This is a genomic window from Streptomyces inhibens, from assembly GCF_022221585.1.
Taxonomy (GTDB): Bacteria; Actinomycetota; Actinomycetes; order Streptomycetales; family Streptomycetaceae; genus Streptomyces; species Streptomyces inhibens.
Genome location: NZ_CP084681.1, coordinates 7,856,335 through 7,874,413, shown reverse-complemented (window position 1 = coordinate 7,874,413; position 18,079 = coordinate 7,856,335). Strand labels below are relative to the sequence as shown.

Below are 18,079 nucleotides of genomic sequence, written 5' to 3'. Positions count from 1 at the left end.
GCCCCGAGCCTCAGGAGTCCTGCTGGTCAGGAGTCCCGATCAGGAGTCCTGATCAGGAGTCCTGCTTGGGCTGCACCGCGTTGCGCCACACCCGCACATCGACGGTCATGTAGCTGCTGGGGCCCGACTTCGGCGAGTAGCCCTTCAAGGTGATCAGCGCGACATGGCCGTAGTTGGTGGTCAGGCACATCTGCGCGCCCTTGGTGAGCTGCTTGGTCAGGATGGTCTCGGTGAACCGGGTGTCACTGCGGCAGGTGTCGAGCGAGCCCTCCTGGCCGGCGTCGAGCAGCACCAGCTTGCCGGTCTCGGTGTCGACCTGGTCGTCCGAGTAGCTGTTGTCCGTGTACTGGAAGTCGGCGTTCGTGTCGTTGTCCGAGTTGGTCGGCTTGACCGGCTCGTCGGACAGCGACAGGTGGTACTCGTCGGGCAGGTTGATGTTCTTGTAGTCGACCGGAGTCGGGTCCTGCGCCGGGGTGGCGGGGGCGTTGCTCTCGTCACCACCGGGGCTCGCCGTCGGGTCCTCGGTGGGCGACGGCGAAGCGCCGCTGTTCTTGGCCTTCTTGTTGTCGGCGGCCTGGTTGCTCTTCTTCTGACCGTCGCCCTTCATGACGGCGTAGACGAGACCGCCGCCGGCGCCCGCGAAGGCCAGCAGGCCGACCAGCACCAGGGCGGTGACCAGGCCCTTGCGCTTCTTCTTCGGCGGCTGCGGGGCCGGCGCCGCGGCCATCGGGCCGGTGGCCGTCAGTCCGGTGGCGCCCGGGCCGCCGGCCACCGGCGCGGTCGGCGCGGTCGGCGCATACGCCGCGGGCCCGAAGCCGGGCGGCGGGGTCTGCGGGTGGTTCAGCGCGGTCGGCACCGGCGCGACGGGCGGCGCGGGCTGGGTGGGCGGCTGCGCCGGCTGGACCGGCGGCTGAGCGGGCAGACCCTGCGGCTGGGCCGGAGCGCCCGCGGTGGGCGCCTCCAGCGGGGGCGGGGGCGTCTGCGCGGGTGCCGGTGCGGCCGCACGCGTGGTGATGTCGGCGGCGACGGCGGTGGGCAGCCACTCCTCGGGGCGGCGCAGCTGCGTCTGGCCGGAGGCCGCGCCGCACAGCTCGATCACCTCGGCGACGGACGGCCGGGCCGACGCGTCCTTGGCCAGGCAGCGGGTGACCAACTCCCGCAGCTCCTCGGGGAGTCCGGTCAGATCCGGCTCTTCGTGGACGATGCGGTAGAGCACGCCGTGCGAGGTGCCCTCGCCGAACGCCGGGGTGCCGATGGCCGCGTACGCCGCGACCTGGCCGAGCGCGAAGATGTCCGTGGCGGGGGTGATGGTGCTGCCCGCGGCCTGCTCGGGCGCCATGAAGGTGGGGGTGCCGACGGTGACGCCGCTGCTCGTCAGGGAGGTGGCGTCGGCGGCGCGGGCGATACCGAAGTCGATGACGCGCGGGCCGTCGGCGGCCAGCAGCACATTGGACGGCTTCAGATCGCGGTGCACGATGCCCGCGCCATGGATGACCTGCAGCGCCTCGGCGATTCCGGCGACCATCAGCAGCACCGTGGGGACCGGCAGCCGCCCATGTGCGGCGACCGCCGCGGCGAGCGAGGGGCCGGGGACATACGCGGTGGCGAGCCAGGGGCTGGGGCCTTCGGCGTCGCTGTCGATGACCGGCGCGGTGAACAGCCCCTGCACACGCTGCGCGGACTGCACCTCCTGCTTGAAGCGGCGCCGGAACTCGGTGTCCTCGCTGAACTCGGGCCGGATCACCTTGATGGCCACCGGCCGTCCGCCGGGCGTGTAGGAGAGATAGACCTTGCCCATACCGCCGGAGCCGAGCTTCGCCGTGAGGCGGTAGCCCGCAATCACCCGCGGGTCGTCACCTTCCAGCGGCTGGAAGATCCCGGACGGGTCCACACTGTTCACCACTACGTCCCCCGACTCAGAAAATGGCCCGCCGATTTGGCACGGCGGCCACGATGTCCGCAACGGGGCAGAACCTTATCCGGCCACGCGCCACACCGTGACATCGCCGGTCGGCGAACGTGACACCATGTCCGAAGAGCCGGTTTCGCGACCGGTTTTGGCGCCCTGACACCCCGTAGGCGTCGCGGATGCCCCCGATGCGGGCACTGCCCCGATGCGGCCTGATTATGCGTCAGCACGTGCGTTCCCCCTGGCACCCGTTGGCATGGGCGTTCGTGATCCGATGCGTACGGGGCGGCGCGATGGAGCATTCTCCTTTTCAAGGAAATATCCGGCATATCACTGGATCGGAGAATGCCATGGAGTCCAACTCCGGCCCCGGCACCGGCCCGCACCGTCGCGGCGTCAGCGTCGTGCAGCTCATCTGTCACGCGTACGGACTGTCCGATGCGTCCGAGATCACCCTGGAGCACATACACCGCTACGTGGCCGAACGCCGGCGCGTGGAGGAGCGAACGCATCATCTGCGTGACCGGTTCCGGCCGAGCATTCCCCGTCCACGCGCGTCCGGTGACGCAGCCTGACCCGAGGAGCCACGACACCAAGGTGCCATGAGGTAAGCAGTCCCCATGGCACCGACACCACCCACCACACCGACAGCACCGAGAACAACCGGACGGCCCGAGGGGACGGTGGCCGGCCTGCTGCTCGCCGCGGGCGGCGGGCGGCGCCTGGGGGGACGACCCAAGGCACTGCTCGACCACCGGGGACGGCCCCTGGTCGAGCACGCCGCACGGGTCCTGAGGGACGGCGGCTGCCGACCCGTGCACATCGTGCTGGGCGCGGCCGCCGATTCCGTACGCGAACGGGCCGACCTGTCGGCGTACCGCACCTCGCAAAACCCGGACTGGGCACAGGGCATGGGCTCCTCGCTGCGCGTGGGTCTCTCCGCGCTGGCCGGCTCGGGGGCGGACGCGGTCGTGGTGTCCCTGGTGGACCAGCCGGGTATCGGTGCCGCGGCGGTGGCGCGGGTGGTGGCCGCGTACGAGGGTCGCGGATCGCTCGTCTCCGCGGCGTACGACGGCCGGCGCGGCCACCCGGTCCTCTTCGGCGCCGACCGCTGGGCGGACATCGCGGCGGCCGCGGAGGGCGACCGCGGCGCACGCGACTACCTCCAGCGGCACACGGACGCCCTCACCCTCGTCGAGTGCGCGGACATCGCCGAGCCGTACGACATCGACACGCCGGAGGACCTGCACCGCCTGGAATGACGCACGGGCGCCCGGCGCCGGCCGACCGACCGACCGCCTGGCGAACTCCCCCGCCGGCGGCCCGCCCCGCTGCCGGCCGGAGTCATCGAGAGTGACGGGCGTGGCACCGAGAGCCATTCGATCAGCACTTGTGTCGACCCGGAGAATCTCGACATCAACAAACCATTGAAGTTCCGCGATAAGGAAACTAGTCTCCACTGGTCAGAAGCGCCCTGAACCCAGACGGCGCCCGCGACCGTATCTCGGAGCCCGCGGCACCCCGTGCCGCCCGGTGGCCCGGCGGCCGCCAGGCACCGCCGCTGAATGGAGTGACAGCTCATGTCCGCACCAGCGCCGTCCCCGCTGGCCATCGTCGAAGTCGACCCCGCCCACACCCCCGAACGACAGGGCGAGGTCCTCACCGACGCCGCGCTCGCCTTCGTCGCCGAGCTTCACCGCCGCTTCACCCCGCGCCGCGACGAACTGCTCACCCGCCGCGCCGAGCGCCGTGCCGAGATCGCCCGGACCAGCACCCTGGACTTCCTCCCGGAGACCGCGCGGATCCGCGCGGACGACAGCTGGAAGGTGGCCGAGGCGCCCGCCGCGCTCAACGACCGCCGGGTCGAGATCACCGGCCCCACCGACCGCAAGATGACCATCAACGCGCTCAACTCCGGCGCCAAGGTCTGGCTCGCCGACTTCGAGGACGCCTCCGCCCCCACCTGGGAGAACGTCGTCACGGGCCAGCTCAACCTGATCGACGCCTACGAGCGCCGGATCGACTTCACCGACGCCGGGTCCGGCAAGTCCTACGCCCTCAAGCCCGCCGAGGAGCTCGCGACCGTCGTGATGCGCCCGCGCGGCTGGCATCTGGAGGAGCGGCACCTGCAGTTCGAGGGCCGCCCGGTCCCCGGCGCCCTGGTCGACTTCGGCCTCTACTTCTTCCACAACGCGAAGCGCCTGCTCTCCCTCGGCAAGGGCCCGTACTTCTACCTCCCGAAGACCGAGTCGCACCTCGAAGCGCGCCTGTGGAACGACATCTTCGTCTTCGCCCAGGACTACGTCGGCATCCCTCAGGGCACCGTCCGCGCCACGATCCTGATCGAGACCATCACCGCGGCCTACGAGATGGAGGAGATCCTCTACGAGCTGCGCGACCATGCCTCGGGCCTGAACGCCGGCCGCTGGGACTACCTCTTCTCCATCGTCAAGAACTTCCGTGACGGCGGCGCCAAGTTCGTCCTCCCCGACCGCAACGCGGTGACGATGACGGCCCCCTTCATGCGCGCGTACACCGAGCTCCTCGTCCGTACGTGCCACAAGCGCGGCGCACACGCCATCGGCGGCATGGCGGCCTTCATCCCCAACCGCCGTGACCCCGAGGCCAACGAGAAGGCCCTCGCCAAGGTCAAGAACGACAAGGACCGCGAGGCCGGCGACGGCTTCGACGGCTCCTGGGTCGCCCACCCCGACCTGGTCCCGGTCGCCCGCACCTCCTTCGACGCGGTCCTCGGCGACAAGCCCCACCAGAAGGACCGCCTCCGCGAGGACGTCTCGGTCTCGGCCGCCGACCTCATCGCCATCGACACCCTCGACGCCAAGCCCACCTACCAGGGCCTGATCGACGCCGTCCAGGTCGGCACCCGCTACATCGAGGCCTGGCTGCGCGGCCTGGGCGCCGTCGCCATCTTCGGCCTCATGGAGGACGCCGCCACCGCCGAGATCTCCCGCTCCCAGATCTGGCAGTGGGTCGACGCCGGCGTCGTCTTCGAAAACGGGGAACACCAAGGCGAAAGAGCCACCGCGGACCTGGTGCGCAAGATCGCCGCGGAACAACTCGCCGCCATCCGCACCGAGGTCGGCGAGGACGCCTTCACCTCCGGCAAGTGGCAGCAGGCCCACGACCTGCTGCTGAAGGTCGCGCTGGACGCGGACTACGCGGAGTTCCTGACGCTGCCCGCGTACGAGCTGCTGGGCTGAGGCCACGCACGACTGTGCCCCCGTGCCCGTACGGAGCACGGGGGCACAGGTGTGTCAGTGCTGCTGCTGTGCCTTGCGGCGGCGGAACACCAGGTAGCCGCCGGCCGCGACGAGCGCGGCGGCCGCCGTGGACAGCAGGCCGACGGGCGCGCCGTTGCCGGTCTCGGCGAGGTCGCCGGCGCCTTGCGCGGACGGTGACGACGAGGGGGAGGATGCCGAAGCCGGGGACGTCGGGGCGGTGCCCGCGGGGGCGGACGACGTGGGCGCCGCGGTCGGCTGCGCCGGGCCGGACGGGGTGGCGGACGCCGACGGCTTGCCGCCGCCCGGCTGGGCGTTGTCCTCGCAGTCGGTCCAGAAGACCTTGTGCTTGGCGCGGCCGTGTTCGCCGTCGAAGTTCCAGAACAGCTTGTAGTGGCCGTCGGGCAGGGACAGGTCCTGCGAACGGCCATGCCCCTCGCCGTCGAGCGTCAGCGAACCGGACTTCACGGTATCGCCCTTGACGTCGGCGGTCGGGGCCCAGGCCTCGATGTGCCAGTCGACCTCCTGGCCGCCGTCGAAACCGAAGGCATCGAGATAGAAGGTGCACACGTGGGGCTCGTTCTTACGGAGCTCCTCACCGGTCGTGGCGTCGTGGATCTTCACGGTGCCGTTGTCGCCGGGGGCGGCGGCGTAAGCGGAAGGGGTGAGCAGCAGGGCCACGGCCACGGTGGCCGTGACCGTACCTGCGGAAACAAGCGGGCGCATGGGCAGTCCAACGGTGAAAGAGGAGGGTCGCCGTGGGGGGCGGCTCAGCTTCCTGCGACCTCACGAGTCCGTCAAGAGACCTCAAAACCCTTATGCCATATAGCGCATCGCTTGCCCCATTGGTCCCGCATAACGATTGGGAACAGGGTCTCCTCCGGACCATCCGGTGCCGGCTCGCCCATGTGCCCGTGGTGCGGAAGCCGCGGGCCGAGGGGCCGTCATGGGGTGGCTCCGGCGCGGTATGTGGCCGCGTACTCGGCCAGGAAGGCCGTCTCGGCGATCAGTGCGCCGCGTAGTTCGGACAGCAGCACCCGTTCGTCGGGGCCGTGCAGGTTGCAGAGGTTGTCCTCGGCGCCGAAGAGCAGGATCTCGGCGTCCGGCACGGCCTTGGCCAGGCCGTTGACCAGGGGGATGGAGCCGCCGGTCGCGGCGTGGACGGGGTCGGCGCCCCAGCCGCGGCGCAGTGCGGTGCGGGCGGCGCGGTAGGCGGGGCCGTCGGTGGCGGCTTCGTAGCCGGGGCCCGCGTCGCCGGGGGTGACGGTGAGCGGAATGCCGAACGGGCGGAGGCGCTGGAGGTGGCGGACGAGGGCGCCCTGCGCCTCCCTGGGGTCCTGTTGGGGGTGTACGCGGAGGTTGAGTTTGGCGCGGGCGTGCGGGACGACGGCGGAGGCGGCCCGGTCGACGGGCGGTGCGTCCAGGCCGATGACGGTGAGCGCGGGGCCGCTCCACAGTCGTTCGCCGAGGCCGCCGGTGCCGATCAGCGGCGTGCCGTGGGGGATGCCGGCCAGTTCACGGAACTCGTCGTCGGTGAGGGCGGTGCCGCTCCAGGGTTCGCGGCGCAGGCCCTCCACGGCGACATCGCCGTGGACGTCGTGCAGGGTCGCGAGGGCCTTGAGGAGGACGAGCAGGGCGTCAGGGGCGGCGCCGCCGTACTCCCCGCTGTGGACGGCGGCGTTGAGAGTGCGGACCTCGACGAAGACCACGGCGGAGCCGCGCAGCGCGGTGGTGAGGGTGGGGGTGCCGGGACGGATGTTGCCGGTGTCGGCGATGATCATCGCGTCGCAGGCGAACAGATCGGGGTCGGTGGGCGGGTAGTCGTCGAAGGCGCTGCCGCACTCCTCCTGACCCTCGAAGATGATCCTGATGCCGACCGGCGGGCGACCGCCGTAGGCACGGAGCGCGCCGATGTGGACCATGAGGTTGGACTTGTCGTCGGCGATGCCACGGGCGCGGATGCCGCCCTCGATGTCGGTGGGTTCGAAGGGCGGGGACGTCCAGAGCCGCTCGTCGCCCGGCGGCTGGACGTCGTAGTGGCCGTAGAGCAGGACGGTGGGGGCGTCCGGGGTGGGCGGAGGGACGGCGCCGGTGATGACGGGGGCGGTGCCGGGGAGGTTCAGCTCCCCGATGTCGGCCACGCCGGCGTCCCTGAGGAGGGCGACGATGAGGTCGCGGGCCTGGAGGACCGGTTCGGGCGAGAAGCCGGGGAAGGCGATCGAGGGGATGGCGGCGAGCCGCTTGAGGTCGGCGCACACCCCGTCCATGAGTGCGTCGACGGTGTTCTCCAGAGCGGCGGCGGACGCGCCGGTTCGATGCCGGTCCGGGTCGTTGGCTTCCTGGCTCACCGCGGGACCCCTCTCCGTGGCGCCGTCGGTGCGCACACATTGACTCACTTTCAGAACCAATGCAGCATATCGGGCAAAGCGTTACAGATGACGGCGCACGCGGCGACGCTCAGGCCGGCGGACCGCCCACCGCGATCGCGGTCCGCATCGCGGCGTTCCGCAGCCCGGTCAGCCGCCGGGCATGCGCCATACGGTTCACGTAGCCGGGCAGCGGCGGATCGAGGTGGTAGAGGTCCAGGTGCAGCACCTCGGGATCGGTCAGCCGGTCAGCCGGTCAGCCGGTCAGCCGGTCCACGATGTCGCGTACTCCGGTGTGCCAGTGGCCGAACCACGCCCGCAGCGTGGCGACTTCACGGCCCGGGTCACGCCGCCCCTCCGGCGTGACGGCGCAGGCGAACCAGTTGGTGCGGCCGCCGGGGGTCGGCGTGACGCCGAAGCGCAGGCCCTCGCCCCAGGCCTCGGTCACGCTCCCGGTCTCGCCGTCGACCGTGCCGCGCCAGGAGGAGGCGCCGACGTACCGGGCGCGACAACGGGGCCGAACAGTGCCGTACGGGCGGCGCTGTTGAGGCCGTCGGCCGCGACCACCACGTCGTACGAGCCGTCCAGCGAGCGGATGTCCGCGATGCGTTCGCCGAAGGCGACCGCCCCCTCCCCTGCCGCTCCGCACAGGAGGGCGAGCCCGCCGATGCCGCCGCCGACGACGGCCGCCGTGCGCTGTTTCGGGGCCATGACCGCACGCTACTATGTTCATAGTGGATCGACACTACAAACATAGTAAGAGCGGACGCGGCAAGAAGGGCACCCGGAGTGGCACGGCGGCGGGAGCAGGTACTGGACGCGGGGATTCAGGTACTGGGGAGCGAGGGGGCGCGGCGGCTGACCTATCAGGCCGTGGACGCCGCGGCGGGGGTCCCGTCCGGCACCACGTCCAACTACTTCCGCAATCGGGCGGCCCTGATCGACGGCATCGTCGACCATCTCCAGATGCTGGAGCGCCGCGACTGGGAGAACTTCGCCGCGGAGGCCGCGCCGGCCGATGCCGGTGAACTCGCCGACGCGGTCACCCGGTTCCTGGTGTACGCGACCGGCCCGGAGCGGGCCCGGACCGCCGCCCGGTTCGCCCTCTATCTGGAGTCCATGTCCCGGCCCGAACTCCGCCCGACCCTCACCCGGGGCCGCGAGGCCGTCGTCGGCTGGGGAGCGACATGGCTGCGGCGCTTCGGCTCGCCGGCACCGCGCCGGCACTGCGAGATCCTCTTCGACTACATGGACGGCGTCACCTTCCATCAACTCGCCTTCCCCACCGAGGACTTCGACCCGGGTCCGGGTATCCGCGAGCTGCTGCGCGGGGTGCTGGACTGAGTCCCCGCAGGTCGAGGGGGTACGACACGACACAAAGACGCGCCCGCACGCCCGGCCGCACCCCAACGACCCGCCGGGACAGGCCGGTTCAGGGGCGCCTGACGGGTATACGTCACTTCCCAAGTCTGGTAGGAAAGCTTCCTAACGATTGGGGAACCCCCCACGGCTCGCTCCGAACTGGAGGACTGACTCCATGCGCACCCGGTCGATAGCCAGTGCCCTGCCGAAGACCGCGACCCGCGTCGCCCTGGGCCTCGCCCTGCTCGCCGTGCCGACCACCGCCGTCGCCACCACGGCCGGCACGGCAGGCCCCGCCCCGGCCACCGCTCACTCCGCGCCGCACGCCGCACCGGCCGCGACCGGTCTCGACGACCCGGCGAAGAAGGAGATCGCCATGAAGCTGGTCTGCAGCGCGGAGAACTCCTCGCTGGACTGGAAGGCCAAGTACGGGTACATCGAGGACATCGACGACGACCGCGGCTACACCGGCGGCATCATCGGCTTCACCTCCGGTACGCACGACATGCTCGAACTCGTCGAGCTCTACACCAAGCGCAAGCCCGGCAATGTCCTGGCCAAGTACCTCCCCGCGCTGCGCAAGGTGGACGGCAGCCCCTCGCACGAGGGCCTGGACCCCAACTACACCAAGGACTGGAAGAAGGCCGGCCAGGACCCCGCGTTCCAGAAGGCCCAGAACGACGAGCGGGACCGGGTCTACTTCAACCCGGCGGTCAAGCAGGGCAAGGCCGACGGCATCGGTGTGCTGGGCCAGTTCGCGTACTACGACGCGATCGTGATGCACGGTGACGGCGATGACAAGACCAGCTTCTCCAGCATCCGCAAGCGGGCGCTGGCCAAGGCGAAGCCGCCGGCCCAGGGCGGCGACGAGAAGGCCTACCTCAACGCCTTCCTCGACGCCCGGGTCTGGGCGATGAAGCAGGAGGAGGCACACGAGGACACCAGCCGGGTGGACACCGCCCAGCGGGTGTTCCTGAAGAACGGGAACCTCGATCTGCACACGCCGCTGAGCTGGAAGGTGTACGGCGAGAGCTACCACATCGGCTGAGGAAGCAGCAGGCTCCGGCCGCCGAAAGACCCAACGGCCCGTACAGGAACGGCAGTTGCCGCTCCCCTACGGGCCGTTGCCACGTCCTGGCGTCAGTGCGCGGGCGCCGCCGCGGGCTCGCCGGCGTCATCGACGGTGCCCCGGTCGGGCTGCTGCGGGATCGCCGCATCGCCATGGCCGTCGGCGTCCGGTGCACGGTCCGCCCCCTCGCCTGCACTCTCATCGGCGTTCTTCCTGCCGAAGTGGTTGAAGGCGAGGTTGAGGACGATGGCGACCAGACAGCCGGTGCTGATGCCGGAGTCGAGGACGACCAGCAGGTCCTTGGGGAGGTTGTGGTAGAAGTCCGGCGCGGCGATCGGGATCAGACCGATGCCGACGGCGGCCGCGACGATCAGCGCGTTGTCGCCCTTCTCCATCGCCGCGGAGGCCAGCGTCTGGATGCCGCTGGCGGCCACCGAGCCGAAGAGCACGATGCCGGCGCCGCCCAGGACCGGCAGCGGGACCAGCGAGATGACCGAGGCGGCCACCGGGCACAGGCCCAGCACGATCAGGATCAGACCGCTGGTGGCCACGACATAGCGGCTGCGCACCTTGGTCATCGCGACCAGGCCGATGTTCTGCGCGAAGGCGCTGTTGGCGAAGCCGTTGAACACCGGGCTGAGGGCACTGCCGAGGGTGTCGGCACGCAGTCCGCCCTCAATGGTGCGCTCGTCCGCCGGACGGTCGACGATCTTGCCGAGGGCGAGCATGTCGGCGGTCGACTCGGTCATACAGACCAGCATCACGATGCACATCGAGATGATCGCGGCGATGTCGAACTGCGGGGCGCCGAAGTGGAACGGCGTCGGGAAGCCGATCAGATCCGCTTCGGTGAGGGCGGAGAAGTGGGTGATGCCGACGGGTATCGCGATCAGGGTGCCGGCGATCAGGCCGAGCAGGATCGCGATCTGCTGGAGGAAGCCGCGCAGCACCCGGCGCAGCACCAGCACGATCAGGAACGTCACCCCGGCCATCGCGATATTCGTCAGCGAACCGTAGTCCGCTGCCGTCGGGTTGCCGCCCTGGGACCAGTTGAACGCCACCGGAAGCAGGGAGACACCGATCAGGGTGATGACGGTGCCGGTGACCACCGGCGGGAAGAACCGTACGAGCTTGGAGAAGTAGGGGGCGACGAAGAAGCCGAGCACACCGGCGACGATCACCGCGCCGAAGATGATCGGCAGCGCGTTGTCGGGGCTCTGCGCCTTGCCGATGGCGACCATCGGTGTGACACCGGCGAACGAGACGCCGTTGACGAAGGGGAGCTTCGCGCCGACCTTCCAGAAGCCGAGCGTCTGGAGGAGGGTGGCGATGCCTGCCGTGAAGAGGCTGGCGCCCATCAGGAAGGCGGTCTCGGTGGCGCTCAGCCCGCAGGCCGGCCCCACGATCATCGGCGGGGCCACCACACCCGCATACATCGCGGCCACGTGCTGGAGGCCGCTGGTGAACATCTTGAAGGGCGGGAGGGTGTCGTCGACCGGATGCTTCCGGTCCCCCTCCGACTTCTGCCCGGTACTTGCGGCCACTGCGGGCCTCCTGTCGATTTCTGCCCCGTCGGGACCGACGGAGCGAGGCTGTCACGGAGGGCGTGCGATGTGGTGCGGTGGTGCCGGAAGTCGCGCTGGTGAGCGTGGTGGTACGGGTCGCGCTTGTGGCGCATGGACGGCGGCGGGGAGCCGGCCGGCCCGGGGGTACGAGAAGATCCCGCACCCCCGGGGTCCGGCGCTTGTGGATCCCGCTCGGATCCACAAGCTCGGCCGGGAGCCGTCCCTCCCGGCCGAGTCAGGGGTTGCGTCGGCCGCGTGGTGCCGCGCCGTGGGGGTCAGCCCTCGGCGGCGATACGGGCCAGACGCTGTGCCTCGGCCCGCGCGGTGCGGGCGATGGCGTCCTCGTCGATGTTGGTGAGGTGGTTGTCCTCGACGACCGGCTTGCCGCCGACGAGGGAGAGGCTGACCGGCGCTGCCGCCCCAAACACCAGCGCGGTGACCGGGTCGGCGATGGAGGAGTGGCCGAGGCCGTCCAGCTTCCACAGCACGAGGTCGGCGAGCTTGCCGGCCTCCAGCGAGCCGATCTCGGCGGTCCGGCCGAGGACCTGCGCGCCGCCGTAGGTGCCGAGCCGCAGCGCCTTACGGGCGTTGAGGGCGGCTTCCTTGTGGGCGCCGAGACGGTTGATCAGCAGGGCGTTGCGCAGCTCGGTGTGGAGTTCGCCGGACTCGTTGGAGGCGGTGCCGTCCACGCCCAGGCCGACCGGGACGCCGGCCGCGAGCATGTCGGGGACGCGGGCGATACCGGCCGCCAACCGCGCGTTCGACGAGGGGCAGTGGGCCACGCCCGTACCCGTACGGGCGAAGGCGGCGATGTCGGAGTCGTTCATATGGACGCAGTGCGCCATCCACACATCGTCACCGAGCCAGCCGGTCGACTCGAAGTAGTCGGTCGGGCCCATGCCGAACAGCTCATGGCAGAACTTCTCCTCCTCCACGGTCTCCGAGCCGTGGGTGTGCATGCGTACGCCCTTGCGGCGGGCCAACTTGGCGCCCTCCCGCATGAGTTCGGTGGAGACGGAGAACGGCGAACAGGGCGCGGCGGCGATGTGCACCATCGAGCCGAAGGAGGCGTCGTGGTGCTTGTCGATGGCCTCTTCGGTCGCCAGCAGGGCGCCCTCGGTGGTCTCGACGGCGAAGTCCGGAGGCAGCCCGCCGTCCTTCTCGCTGCGGTCCATCGAGCCGCGGGCCAGGGTGATCCGGGCGCCGATCTCGGCGGCCGCCGCCAGCTCGGCGGCGACGAGGTCGCCGGAGCCCTTGGGGAAGACGTAGTGGTGGTCGGAGGCGGTGGTGACACCGCCCTTGACCATCATCCCCAGCGAGCCCTGGGTGGCCGCGGCGAGCATCGGGGCGTCGATACGGGCCCAGGTCGGGTACAGCGCGACCAGCCAGTTGAACAGATTGTGGTCGGTGGCCAGACCGCGGGTGATCCACTGGTAGAAGTGGTGATGAGTGTTGATCAGGCCCGGGGTGACCAGGTGTCCCGTGCCGTCGATCCGGCGGACGACGTTCGCCAGGCCCTCGGGGGCCTTGCCGGCGCCCACCGACTCGATGAGGTTGTCGGCGACCACCACATGGCCGGTGGCGTATTCGGTGTCGTTGGCGTCGACGGTCGCGATGGCACAGTTCTCGATGACGATGCGCTGCTTCACCGCGCTGTCAGGGGTTGCCGGTGCTGCCATGGTGCTTCCTCGTTCTTTCGGTGCGGGGCGCCGCGGTATCGCCAAGTGAGGCGTTGTCAGTGGCTGGGGTTACGGTGCAGGTGTGAAGGCGGACGTGGGACGCAGGTACCGGCTGTACCCCACTCCGGAGCAGGAAACGGTCCTGACGGGGTGGGGGCATACCTGTCGTGCCCTGTGGAATATCGCGCTGTACCAGCAGATCTATGCGTACGTGCAGCGCGGTTGCACGCTGCGGGCAGTCGAGCAGTGCCGGTATCTGACCGGGGCACGGGCCGAGTTGACCTGGATCGCCGAGTTGCCGGCGCAGGCCGGGCAGCAAATCCTCCGCAACCTCGACCGGGCGTATGACAACTTCTGGAATCCGGACCATCCGGCCGCCTTCCCAGCGTTCAAGAAGCGCGGACACCGGATGTCGATCCCGTTCCCGGGGCAAGCCGTGGAGGTCCGCAAACTGAACCGCAAATGGGCCGAAGTCCGCCTGCCCAAGCTGGGATGGGTCCGCTTCCGCCTCTCCCGCGCCCTCGGCGGGACAGTCCGGAACGCCACCGTCTCCCGAGACGGGAACGGATGGCACATCTCTTTCGGCATGTACACCGGACGCAAGCCGGATAGTCCGAACGGCAGGCCCGGGTGCGGGGTGGACTTCGGCGTGGCCGCCTCCGCGTACGTTTCTACCGAGACGAAACCGCGGAAGATGCCACCGACCCTGACCGACAACGAGCGTAAACGGCTCAAGGCTCTGGAGCAGCGCAAGGCACGCCAGATCAGGTACGCCGAGAAGCACAACGGAGGGAAGTACGGCAACCGGCTGCGCCGGACAAGCACGCAGATCGCCCGTCTCCGCACGCAGCAGACAAACCGGCGTTCCGACTTCACACACAAGCTCACCACCGACCTCGCCCAAAACCACGGCTTCGTCGGAATCGAGAACCTGCGTGTGAAAGGCATGGCCAAGAGCGCTGAAGGCACGGTCGGCAAACCGGGCAAGAATGTGCGACAGAAGGCAAGACTTAATCGCAGCATCCTGGACAACGCTCCAGGGGAAAGAAAGCGGCAGCTGGAGTACGCGTGCCGGCTGTACGGGGCCGAGCTGCGAGTCGTGCCCGCCATCCACACCTCCGATACCTGCGGCAATCCTGCCTGTGGGAGGGTCGATACGGACTCCCGGCCCGGCTGCGGGCGCCTGTTCCGCTGTGTGTGGTGCGGCTGGGAAGACGACGCAGACCACAACGCCTCGGTCGAAATCGAGGACCGAGCCCGCCGGATCAGTGGCTCGGTCATCAAGAGCACGCGCAGCACCCCCACGGTGCGAGTCCCGGCCCCAAGCCGAAGACGTACGCGTGAAACCCGACGGGCTACCTGCGGGCAGCCGAAGGGAATCGTTTCCGTTCACCGGGGCGAGAATGGTCAAGGGATTTGAGTGCCGGATTCGGATTCGGTTGCGCCGACAAACAGGATGTCTCGCCGCGTGCGGGTGATGTGCCATCGGTCGTTCCCCTCGGTTCCTTCTTCCCCCTCCCAACTGCGGGGAGGAGAGGGGGAAGCGAGACACGGCGCGTCGTCAGGAGCCGTCAGAGGTTCGTCAGATCCACGGGGATCTTGGGCTCGACACCGTCGCGCAGAACAGTGGCTTCGATCAGGCCGTACGGGCGGTCCGCCGCGTAGTAGACCTCGTTGTCGTTCTTCAGCCCGAACGGCTCCAGGTCCACCAGGAAGTGATGCTTGTTCGGGAGGGAGAACCGCACCTCGTCGATCTCGGAGCGGTTGTTGATGATGCGGGAACCCATTTGGTACAGGGTCTGCTGGAGCGAGAGGCTGTAGGTCTCGGCGAAGGCGTGCAGCATGTGCTTCTTCACCTGCTCGTACGAACGCTCCCAGTTGGGCATCCGCTGCTCGTCGTCGGTCCAGTTGAACCGCCAGCGGCTGGATACCTGAGTGGCGAGGATGCGGTCGTACGCCTCCTTCAGGGTCGTGTACTGGTCCTTGATGTAGCCCCAGAACTCCGAGTTGGTGGAGTTCATCACCACGAGGTCCTTCAGACCGGAGATGACCTGCCACTGCTCACCGTCGTAGGTGATCTCGGTCAGGCGGGTCTCCTGGCCCTGGCGGACGAAGGAGTGCTTGACCTCGTCCGAGCCGATGAACTTGGAGTTGGCGTCGGAGGTGGCGATCCGCTCCCAGGCGTACTCCTCGATGCGGATACGGGCCCGGTGGATCGGCTCCTGGCTGGTCACGAAGTGCCGGGCCAGGTGGATGCCGAACTGCTCGGCCGACTCGATCCCGTACTCCTTGGCGAAGGCGTACACGGTGTTCTTGGTCGTGTCCGTGGGCAGGCAGTGGGCGTTGGAGCCGGAGAGATGGACCTCTTCCAGATCGCCGGAGAGGGCGACGGAGACGTTCAGGTCCTTGATGTGGTGGGTGTCGCCATCGCGGGTGATCTTGACGACGCGGTTTTCCGCTTTGCCATACTGGTTCTGGCCGAGAATCACCGGGCGGGCCGGGCGGGAATGGGCAGTCATGTCGGTGCTAGCTCCCTCGGTATACGGAGTAGCCGAACGGGTTGAGCAGCAGCGGTACGTGGTAGTGCTCGCCCGGCTTGACGGCAAAGGTGATTGCCACCTCCGGGAAGAAGGCTCCGCTGTCCCTTACGCGGGGGGCGTCCTGCTGTTCCTCGGCTTGCTGGTGAGTGCTGTGCTGATGTGAACCGAAGTACTCCTCGACCGCGAAGTCGAGGCGCACATGGGTGGTGCCTTCCGGCAGGGCCGGCAGGTCCTTGCAGCGTCCGTCCGCGTCGGTCTTGGACGCGCCGTGGGCGGTCCAGGCGCCGTCGCTGCCGGAGCGCACCGAGAGCGTGAGGGCGACGCCCTCCGCGGGGCGGCCCACGCTGGTGTCCAGGATGTGCGTGGACACCGACGTCGGTGCGGCCGTCTCCCTGCTCATGCTGCGTCTCCTTCTGCGTTTTCCGCGATACGGGTCAGGCGAATGCGGTTGATCTTGCCGAGCTCCACGCGAACGATCTCTCGTTCCTGTTCCGGCGTGTTGTCGATCCTGTTACGGACCGCGTCGCGCATCTGCTCCCCGGTACGGCCGGAGGCGCAGATCAGGAAGACGTGGCCGAACTTCTCCTGGTAGGCCAGGTTGAGTTCGAGCATCTCCGCCTTGAGCTCGTCGGAGGCGCCGGCCATCCCGCTCTGCTCGCGGTTCGAGGTCGGATCGCCGGGCTTCGGCCGGCCGATGGGCGGGTGCCCGGCCATCGCCTCGGCCAGGTCCTCCGCGCTCAGCTCGGCCATGGCGGCGTCGCTCGCGGCGAACAGGGCGTCGGTGGTGGCGTAGGGGCGCCGGGCGAGTATCTTGCTCCCCCACGCCCGGCTGGCACACACCTCGTGCAGTGCGGCCGCTGCCGTACTGTCGTCGGCGGTGTTGAACCGGGTGAGCCCCGGGAACGAACTCGAAGACACGGGAAGCCTCCGTGGCCTGGTGCTGGACAGCTCTGCTTGGCTGGAAACAGCTAAGACCCCCGGCAACATCACGTCAACACTTTGTTGAAAACTCGGCAACGCAAAAGCCGCCGTCCGGGGATTCCGGACGGCGGCTTCGGGGCCGGGACCAGCGACTGCGGACGCTTCGCTCCGGTTGGCACCGTTCGTCGCATTCTCCCGGCCCAGGAGGCTCGGGCGGCACAAGGACGGGCCGTCAGCAGTTCTCGGTGATCACGTCCTCCAGCGTCGAGAGGGCGAGGCGGTCGTCCTCCAGCTTCTTCTCGAGGCCTTCCACCGCTTGCCGAAGCGCCGCGATCGCCGCGGGATCCGGATTCGGCTGCTGCTCAAGGACACCGATCTTCCCCTTGAGCTCATCGATCAACTTCTCGGTACGCCGAATCTCCGCCTTCTGCTCCTTCGCCACCCGTCGCATCATCTCGCAAGGAGACTCCTGCACCGATGCCATCGCGACCCCACTCCCTGCTGCTCCTCGGGACGCCGACCCGGCCACTTGTCGACCGGCGCCGGACCCGGCCAGTCTCCGGCGCCCCGGTACACCTCGCACCCCCGCTCAGCCATTCGGGAAACGGCGAGGCGGCCGGCCCCAGGAGGGGGCGGCCGCCTGCCCGGGGAGCTGCCCGGCCGTGCCCCTGACCGCCTACGCGCCTTCCGCCTGTGCGTTCGTGTCCTTCGCGGCGTTCTCCCGGTTCAGGTAGTTGTAGACGGTGAAGCGGCTGACGCCGAGGGCGCCCGCGACCGTCTCCACGCCGTGCCGGACCGAGAAGGCGCCGCGGGTCTCCAGAATCCGCACCACCGACTGCTTCGTCTTGCGGTCCAGGTCCGCCAGCGGCATGCCGTGCCGGCGCTCCAGCTCGGCGAGGATGTGGTCGAGCGAATCCGACAGATGCGGGAGCCGTACGGCCACCCGGTCCTGCCCCTCCCAGGCCAGCACGACATCGTCGCCCTGGGCCAGGTCCGGCGCGACCATCTGTCCGCCCATCGCGTCCACCAGCGGCTTGACCGCCTGGACGAACGGGTGGTCGGCGGGCTCCGTCACGTCAGGTCCCCCTCGTCCCGCTTGGCTTCCCCGATCACATTGACCTGCAGGGATACCCGGGTGGCGCCGGCCTGCAGCGATTCGCGCAGCAGGGCGGCCACCGCGCCGAGCACCTGATCGGCGTCGCCCTCGGCCGTATTGCCGAACGGACCGACGTCGACGGCGTCCAGCTCGGCGCCCGTGACGATCTCCCGCGCCACCACCGCATGCGCCGGCGCCTCGTCCAGGTCGAACGGTTCCGTCGTGAACTCCACTCTCAATCGCACGCCGCTCAACCTACGCGCGGTTCGGCCCGGCCACCAGAAATTGCCCTGAGGCCCTCTTGACAGCCTCCGAGCCCGCCAGGCAGTGTTC

The 18,079-nt window shown here is 69.5% G+C and carries 20 protein-coding genes; 6 read left to right on the top strand and 14 right to left on the bottom strand.

Features of this window, described 5'->3' with window-relative positions:
* Positions 1-52: 52 nt before the first annotated feature.
* Positions 53-1,903, bottom strand: a complete 1,851-nt coding sequence (locus KI385_RS35285) for a serine/threonine protein kinase (RefSeq protein ID WP_238576111.1) — start codon at positions 1,901-1,903, stop codon at positions 53-55.
* 356 nt (positions 1,904-2,259) lie between these two features.
* On the opposite strand from KI385_RS35285, the gene KI385_RS35280 reads away from it, so the two are divergent.
* From KI385_RS35280 to aceB, 3 genes are all read left to right on the top strand, one after another.
* Positions 2,260-2,484: a hypothetical protein gene (locus tag KI385_RS35280; protein ID WP_238576110.1), complete on the top strand. Its 225-nt coding sequence runs from the start codon at positions 2,260-2,262 to the stop codon at positions 2,482-2,484.
* 108 nt (positions 2,485-2,592) lie between these two features.
* Positions 2,593-3,171 carry a nucleotidyltransferase family protein gene (locus KI385_RS35275; RefSeq protein WP_238577986.1) on the top strand — a complete coding sequence of 193 codons (579 nt, stop codon included), beginning with the start codon at positions 2,593-2,595 and terminating at the stop codon, positions 3,169-3,171.
* 318 nt (positions 3,172-3,489) lie between these two features.
* On the top strand, positions 3,490-5,130 hold the full coding sequence (aceB, locus tag KI385_RS35270; RefSeq protein WP_238576109.1) for a malate synthase A: 1,641 nt from the start codon (positions 3,490-3,492) through the stop codon (positions 5,128-5,130).
* Between the two features lie 54 nt (positions 5,131-5,184).
* Here the strand turns inward: aceB and KI385_RS35265 are convergent, their stop codons facing one another.
* The 5 genes from KI385_RS35265 to KI385_RS35245 form a co-directional block, all read right to left on the bottom strand.
* Positions 5,185-5,874 (bottom strand): LPXTG cell wall anchor domain-containing protein, encoded by a 690-nt coding sequence (locus KI385_RS35265; RefSeq protein ID WP_238576108.1) that lies wholly within the window; start codon positions 5,872-5,874, stop codon positions 5,185-5,187.
* Positions 5,875-6,092: 218 nt separating this feature from the next.
* A complete protein-coding gene (locus tag KI385_RS35260) occupies positions 6,093-7,496 on the bottom strand; it encodes a M20/M25/M40 family metallo-hydrolase (RefSeq protein ID WP_425357012.1) in 1,404 nt (467 codons plus the stop codon).
* A 109-nt stretch (positions 7,497-7,605) separates the two neighbouring features.
* Positions 7,606-7,743, bottom strand: a complete 138-nt coding sequence (locus KI385_RS35255; protein ID WP_238576107.1) for a hypothetical protein — start codon at positions 7,741-7,743, stop codon at positions 7,606-7,608.
* A gap of 27 nt (positions 7,744-7,770) precedes the next feature.
* Positions 7,771-7,962 (bottom strand): hypothetical protein, encoded by a 192-nt coding sequence (locus tag KI385_RS35250; RefSeq protein ID WP_238576106.1) that lies wholly within the window; start codon positions 7,960-7,962, stop codon positions 7,771-7,773.
* Complete coding sequence (locus KI385_RS35245; protein WP_238576105.1) at positions 7,959-8,225, bottom strand: hypothetical protein; 267 nt, start codon at positions 8,223-8,225, stop codon at positions 7,959-7,961. The genes KI385_RS35250 and KI385_RS35245 overlap by 4 nt, the downstream gene beginning before the upstream one ends.
* 78 nt (positions 8,226-8,303) lie before the next feature.
* Here KI385_RS35245 and KI385_RS35240 point away from each other — a divergent pair, with 78 nt between their 5' ends.
* Complete coding sequence (locus KI385_RS35240) at positions 8,304-8,858, top strand: TetR/AcrR family transcriptional regulator (RefSeq protein ID WP_238576104.1); 555 nt, start codon at positions 8,304-8,306, stop codon at positions 8,856-8,858.
* Positions 8,859-9,051: 193 nt separating this feature from the next.
* Positions 9,052-9,924 carry a chitosanase gene (locus tag KI385_RS35235; RefSeq protein ID WP_238576103.1) on the top strand — a complete coding sequence of 291 codons (873 nt, stop codon included), beginning with the start codon at positions 9,052-9,054 and terminating at the stop codon, positions 9,922-9,924.
* 92 nt (positions 9,925-10,016) lie between these two features.
* Here the strand turns inward: KI385_RS35235 and KI385_RS35230 are convergent, their stop codons facing one another.
* Positions 10,017-11,489 carry a nucleobase:cation symporter-2 family protein gene (locus KI385_RS35230; RefSeq protein WP_238576102.1) on the bottom strand — a complete coding sequence of 491 codons (1,473 nt, stop codon included), beginning with the start codon at positions 11,487-11,489 and terminating at the stop codon, positions 10,017-10,019.
* A gap of 296 nt (positions 11,490-11,785) precedes the next feature.
* On the bottom strand, positions 11,786-13,189 hold the full coding sequence (locus KI385_RS35225) for an 8-oxoguanine deaminase (protein ID WP_238576101.1): 1,404 nt from the start codon (positions 13,187-13,189) through the stop codon (positions 11,786-11,788).
* 82 nt (positions 13,190-13,271) lie between these two features.
* On the opposite strand from KI385_RS35225, the gene KI385_RS35220 reads away from it, so the two are divergent.
* Positions 13,272-14,609, top strand: a complete 1,338-nt coding sequence (locus KI385_RS35220) for an RNA-guided endonuclease InsQ/TnpB family protein (RefSeq protein ID WP_238576100.1) — start codon at positions 13,272-13,274, stop codon at positions 14,607-14,609.
* 151 nt (positions 14,610-14,760) lie between these two features.
* On the opposite strand, the gene pucL is transcribed toward KI385_RS35220, so the two are convergent.
* The 6 genes from pucL to KI385_RS35190 all read right to left on the bottom strand — a co-directional run bounded on the left by pucL (position 14,761) and on the right by KI385_RS35190 (position 17,991).
* A complete protein-coding gene (pucL, locus tag KI385_RS35215) occupies positions 14,761-15,708 on the bottom strand; it encodes a factor-independent urate hydroxylase (protein WP_238576099.1) in 948 nt (315 codons plus the stop codon).
* A 7-nt stretch (positions 15,709-15,715) separates the two neighbouring features.
* Positions 15,716-16,129, bottom strand: coding sequence for a hydroxyisourate hydrolase (gene uraH / locus KI385_RS35210; protein ID WP_238576098.1), 414 nt, complete (start codon positions 16,127-16,129; stop codon positions 15,716-15,718).
* Positions 16,126-16,647, bottom strand: a complete 522-nt coding sequence (gene uraD, locus KI385_RS35205; RefSeq protein ID WP_238576097.1) for a 2-oxo-4-hydroxy-4-carboxy-5-ureidoimidazoline decarboxylase — start codon at positions 16,645-16,647, stop codon at positions 16,126-16,128. The genes uraH and uraD overlap by 4 nt, the downstream gene beginning before the upstream one ends.
* A 235-nt stretch (positions 16,648-16,882) precedes the next feature.
* Positions 16,883-17,134, bottom strand: coding sequence for a hypothetical protein (locus tag KI385_RS35200; protein WP_238576096.1), 252 nt, complete (start codon positions 17,132-17,134; stop codon positions 16,883-16,885).
* Positions 17,135-17,326: 192 nt separating this feature from the next.
* Positions 17,327-17,725: a helix-turn-helix domain-containing protein gene (locus tag KI385_RS35195; protein ID WP_238576095.1), complete on the bottom strand. Its 399-nt coding sequence runs from the start codon at positions 17,723-17,725 to the stop codon at positions 17,327-17,329.
* Entirely contained in the window at positions 17,722-17,991 is a 270-nt protein-coding gene (locus KI385_RS35190) for a YkoF family thiamine-binding protein (protein WP_238576094.1), read from the bottom strand. The genes KI385_RS35195 and KI385_RS35190 overlap by 4 nt, the downstream gene beginning before the upstream one ends.
* Positions 17,992-18,079 lie beyond the last annotated feature (88 nt).

What these genes read in the sequence shown, in the direction of transcription:
- KI385_RS35280 (WP_238576110.1), top strand. Translation starts at nt 2,260, where the DNA reads ATGGAGTCCAACTCCGGCCCCGGCACCGGCCCGCACCGTCGCGGCGTC.
- aceB (WP_238576109.1), top strand. Translation starts at nt 3,490, where the DNA reads ATGTCCGCACCAGCGCCGTCCCCGCTGGCCATCGTCGAAGTCGACCCC.
- KI385_RS35265 (WP_238576108.1), bottom strand. Translation starts at nt 5,874, where the DNA reads ATGCGCCCGCTTGTTTCCGCAGGTACGGTCACGGCCACCGTGGCCGTG.
- KI385_RS35245 (WP_238576105.1), bottom strand. Translation starts at nt 8,225, where the DNA reads ATGGCCCCGAAACAGCGCACGGCGGCCGTCGTCGGCGGCGGCATCGGC.
- KI385_RS35235 (WP_238576103.1), top strand. Translation starts at nt 9,052, where the DNA reads ATGCGCACCCGGTCGATAGCCAGTGCCCTGCCGAAGACCGCGACCCGC.
- KI385_RS35225 (WP_238576101.1), bottom strand. Translation starts at nt 13,189, where the DNA reads ATGGCAGCACCGGCAACCCCTGACAGCGCGGTGAAGCAGCGCATCGTC.
- pucL (WP_238576099.1), bottom strand. Translation starts at nt 15,708, where the DNA reads ATGACTGCCCATTCCCGCCCGGCCCGCCCGGTGATTCTCGGCCAGAAC.
- uraH (WP_238576098.1), bottom strand. Translation starts at nt 16,129, where the DNA reads ATGAGCAGGGAGACGGCCGCACCGACGTCGGTGTCCACGCACATCCTG.
- KI385_RS35200 (WP_238576096.1), bottom strand. Translation starts at nt 17,134, where the DNA reads ATGGCATCGGTGCAGGAGTCTCCTTGCGAGATGATGCGACGGGTGGCG.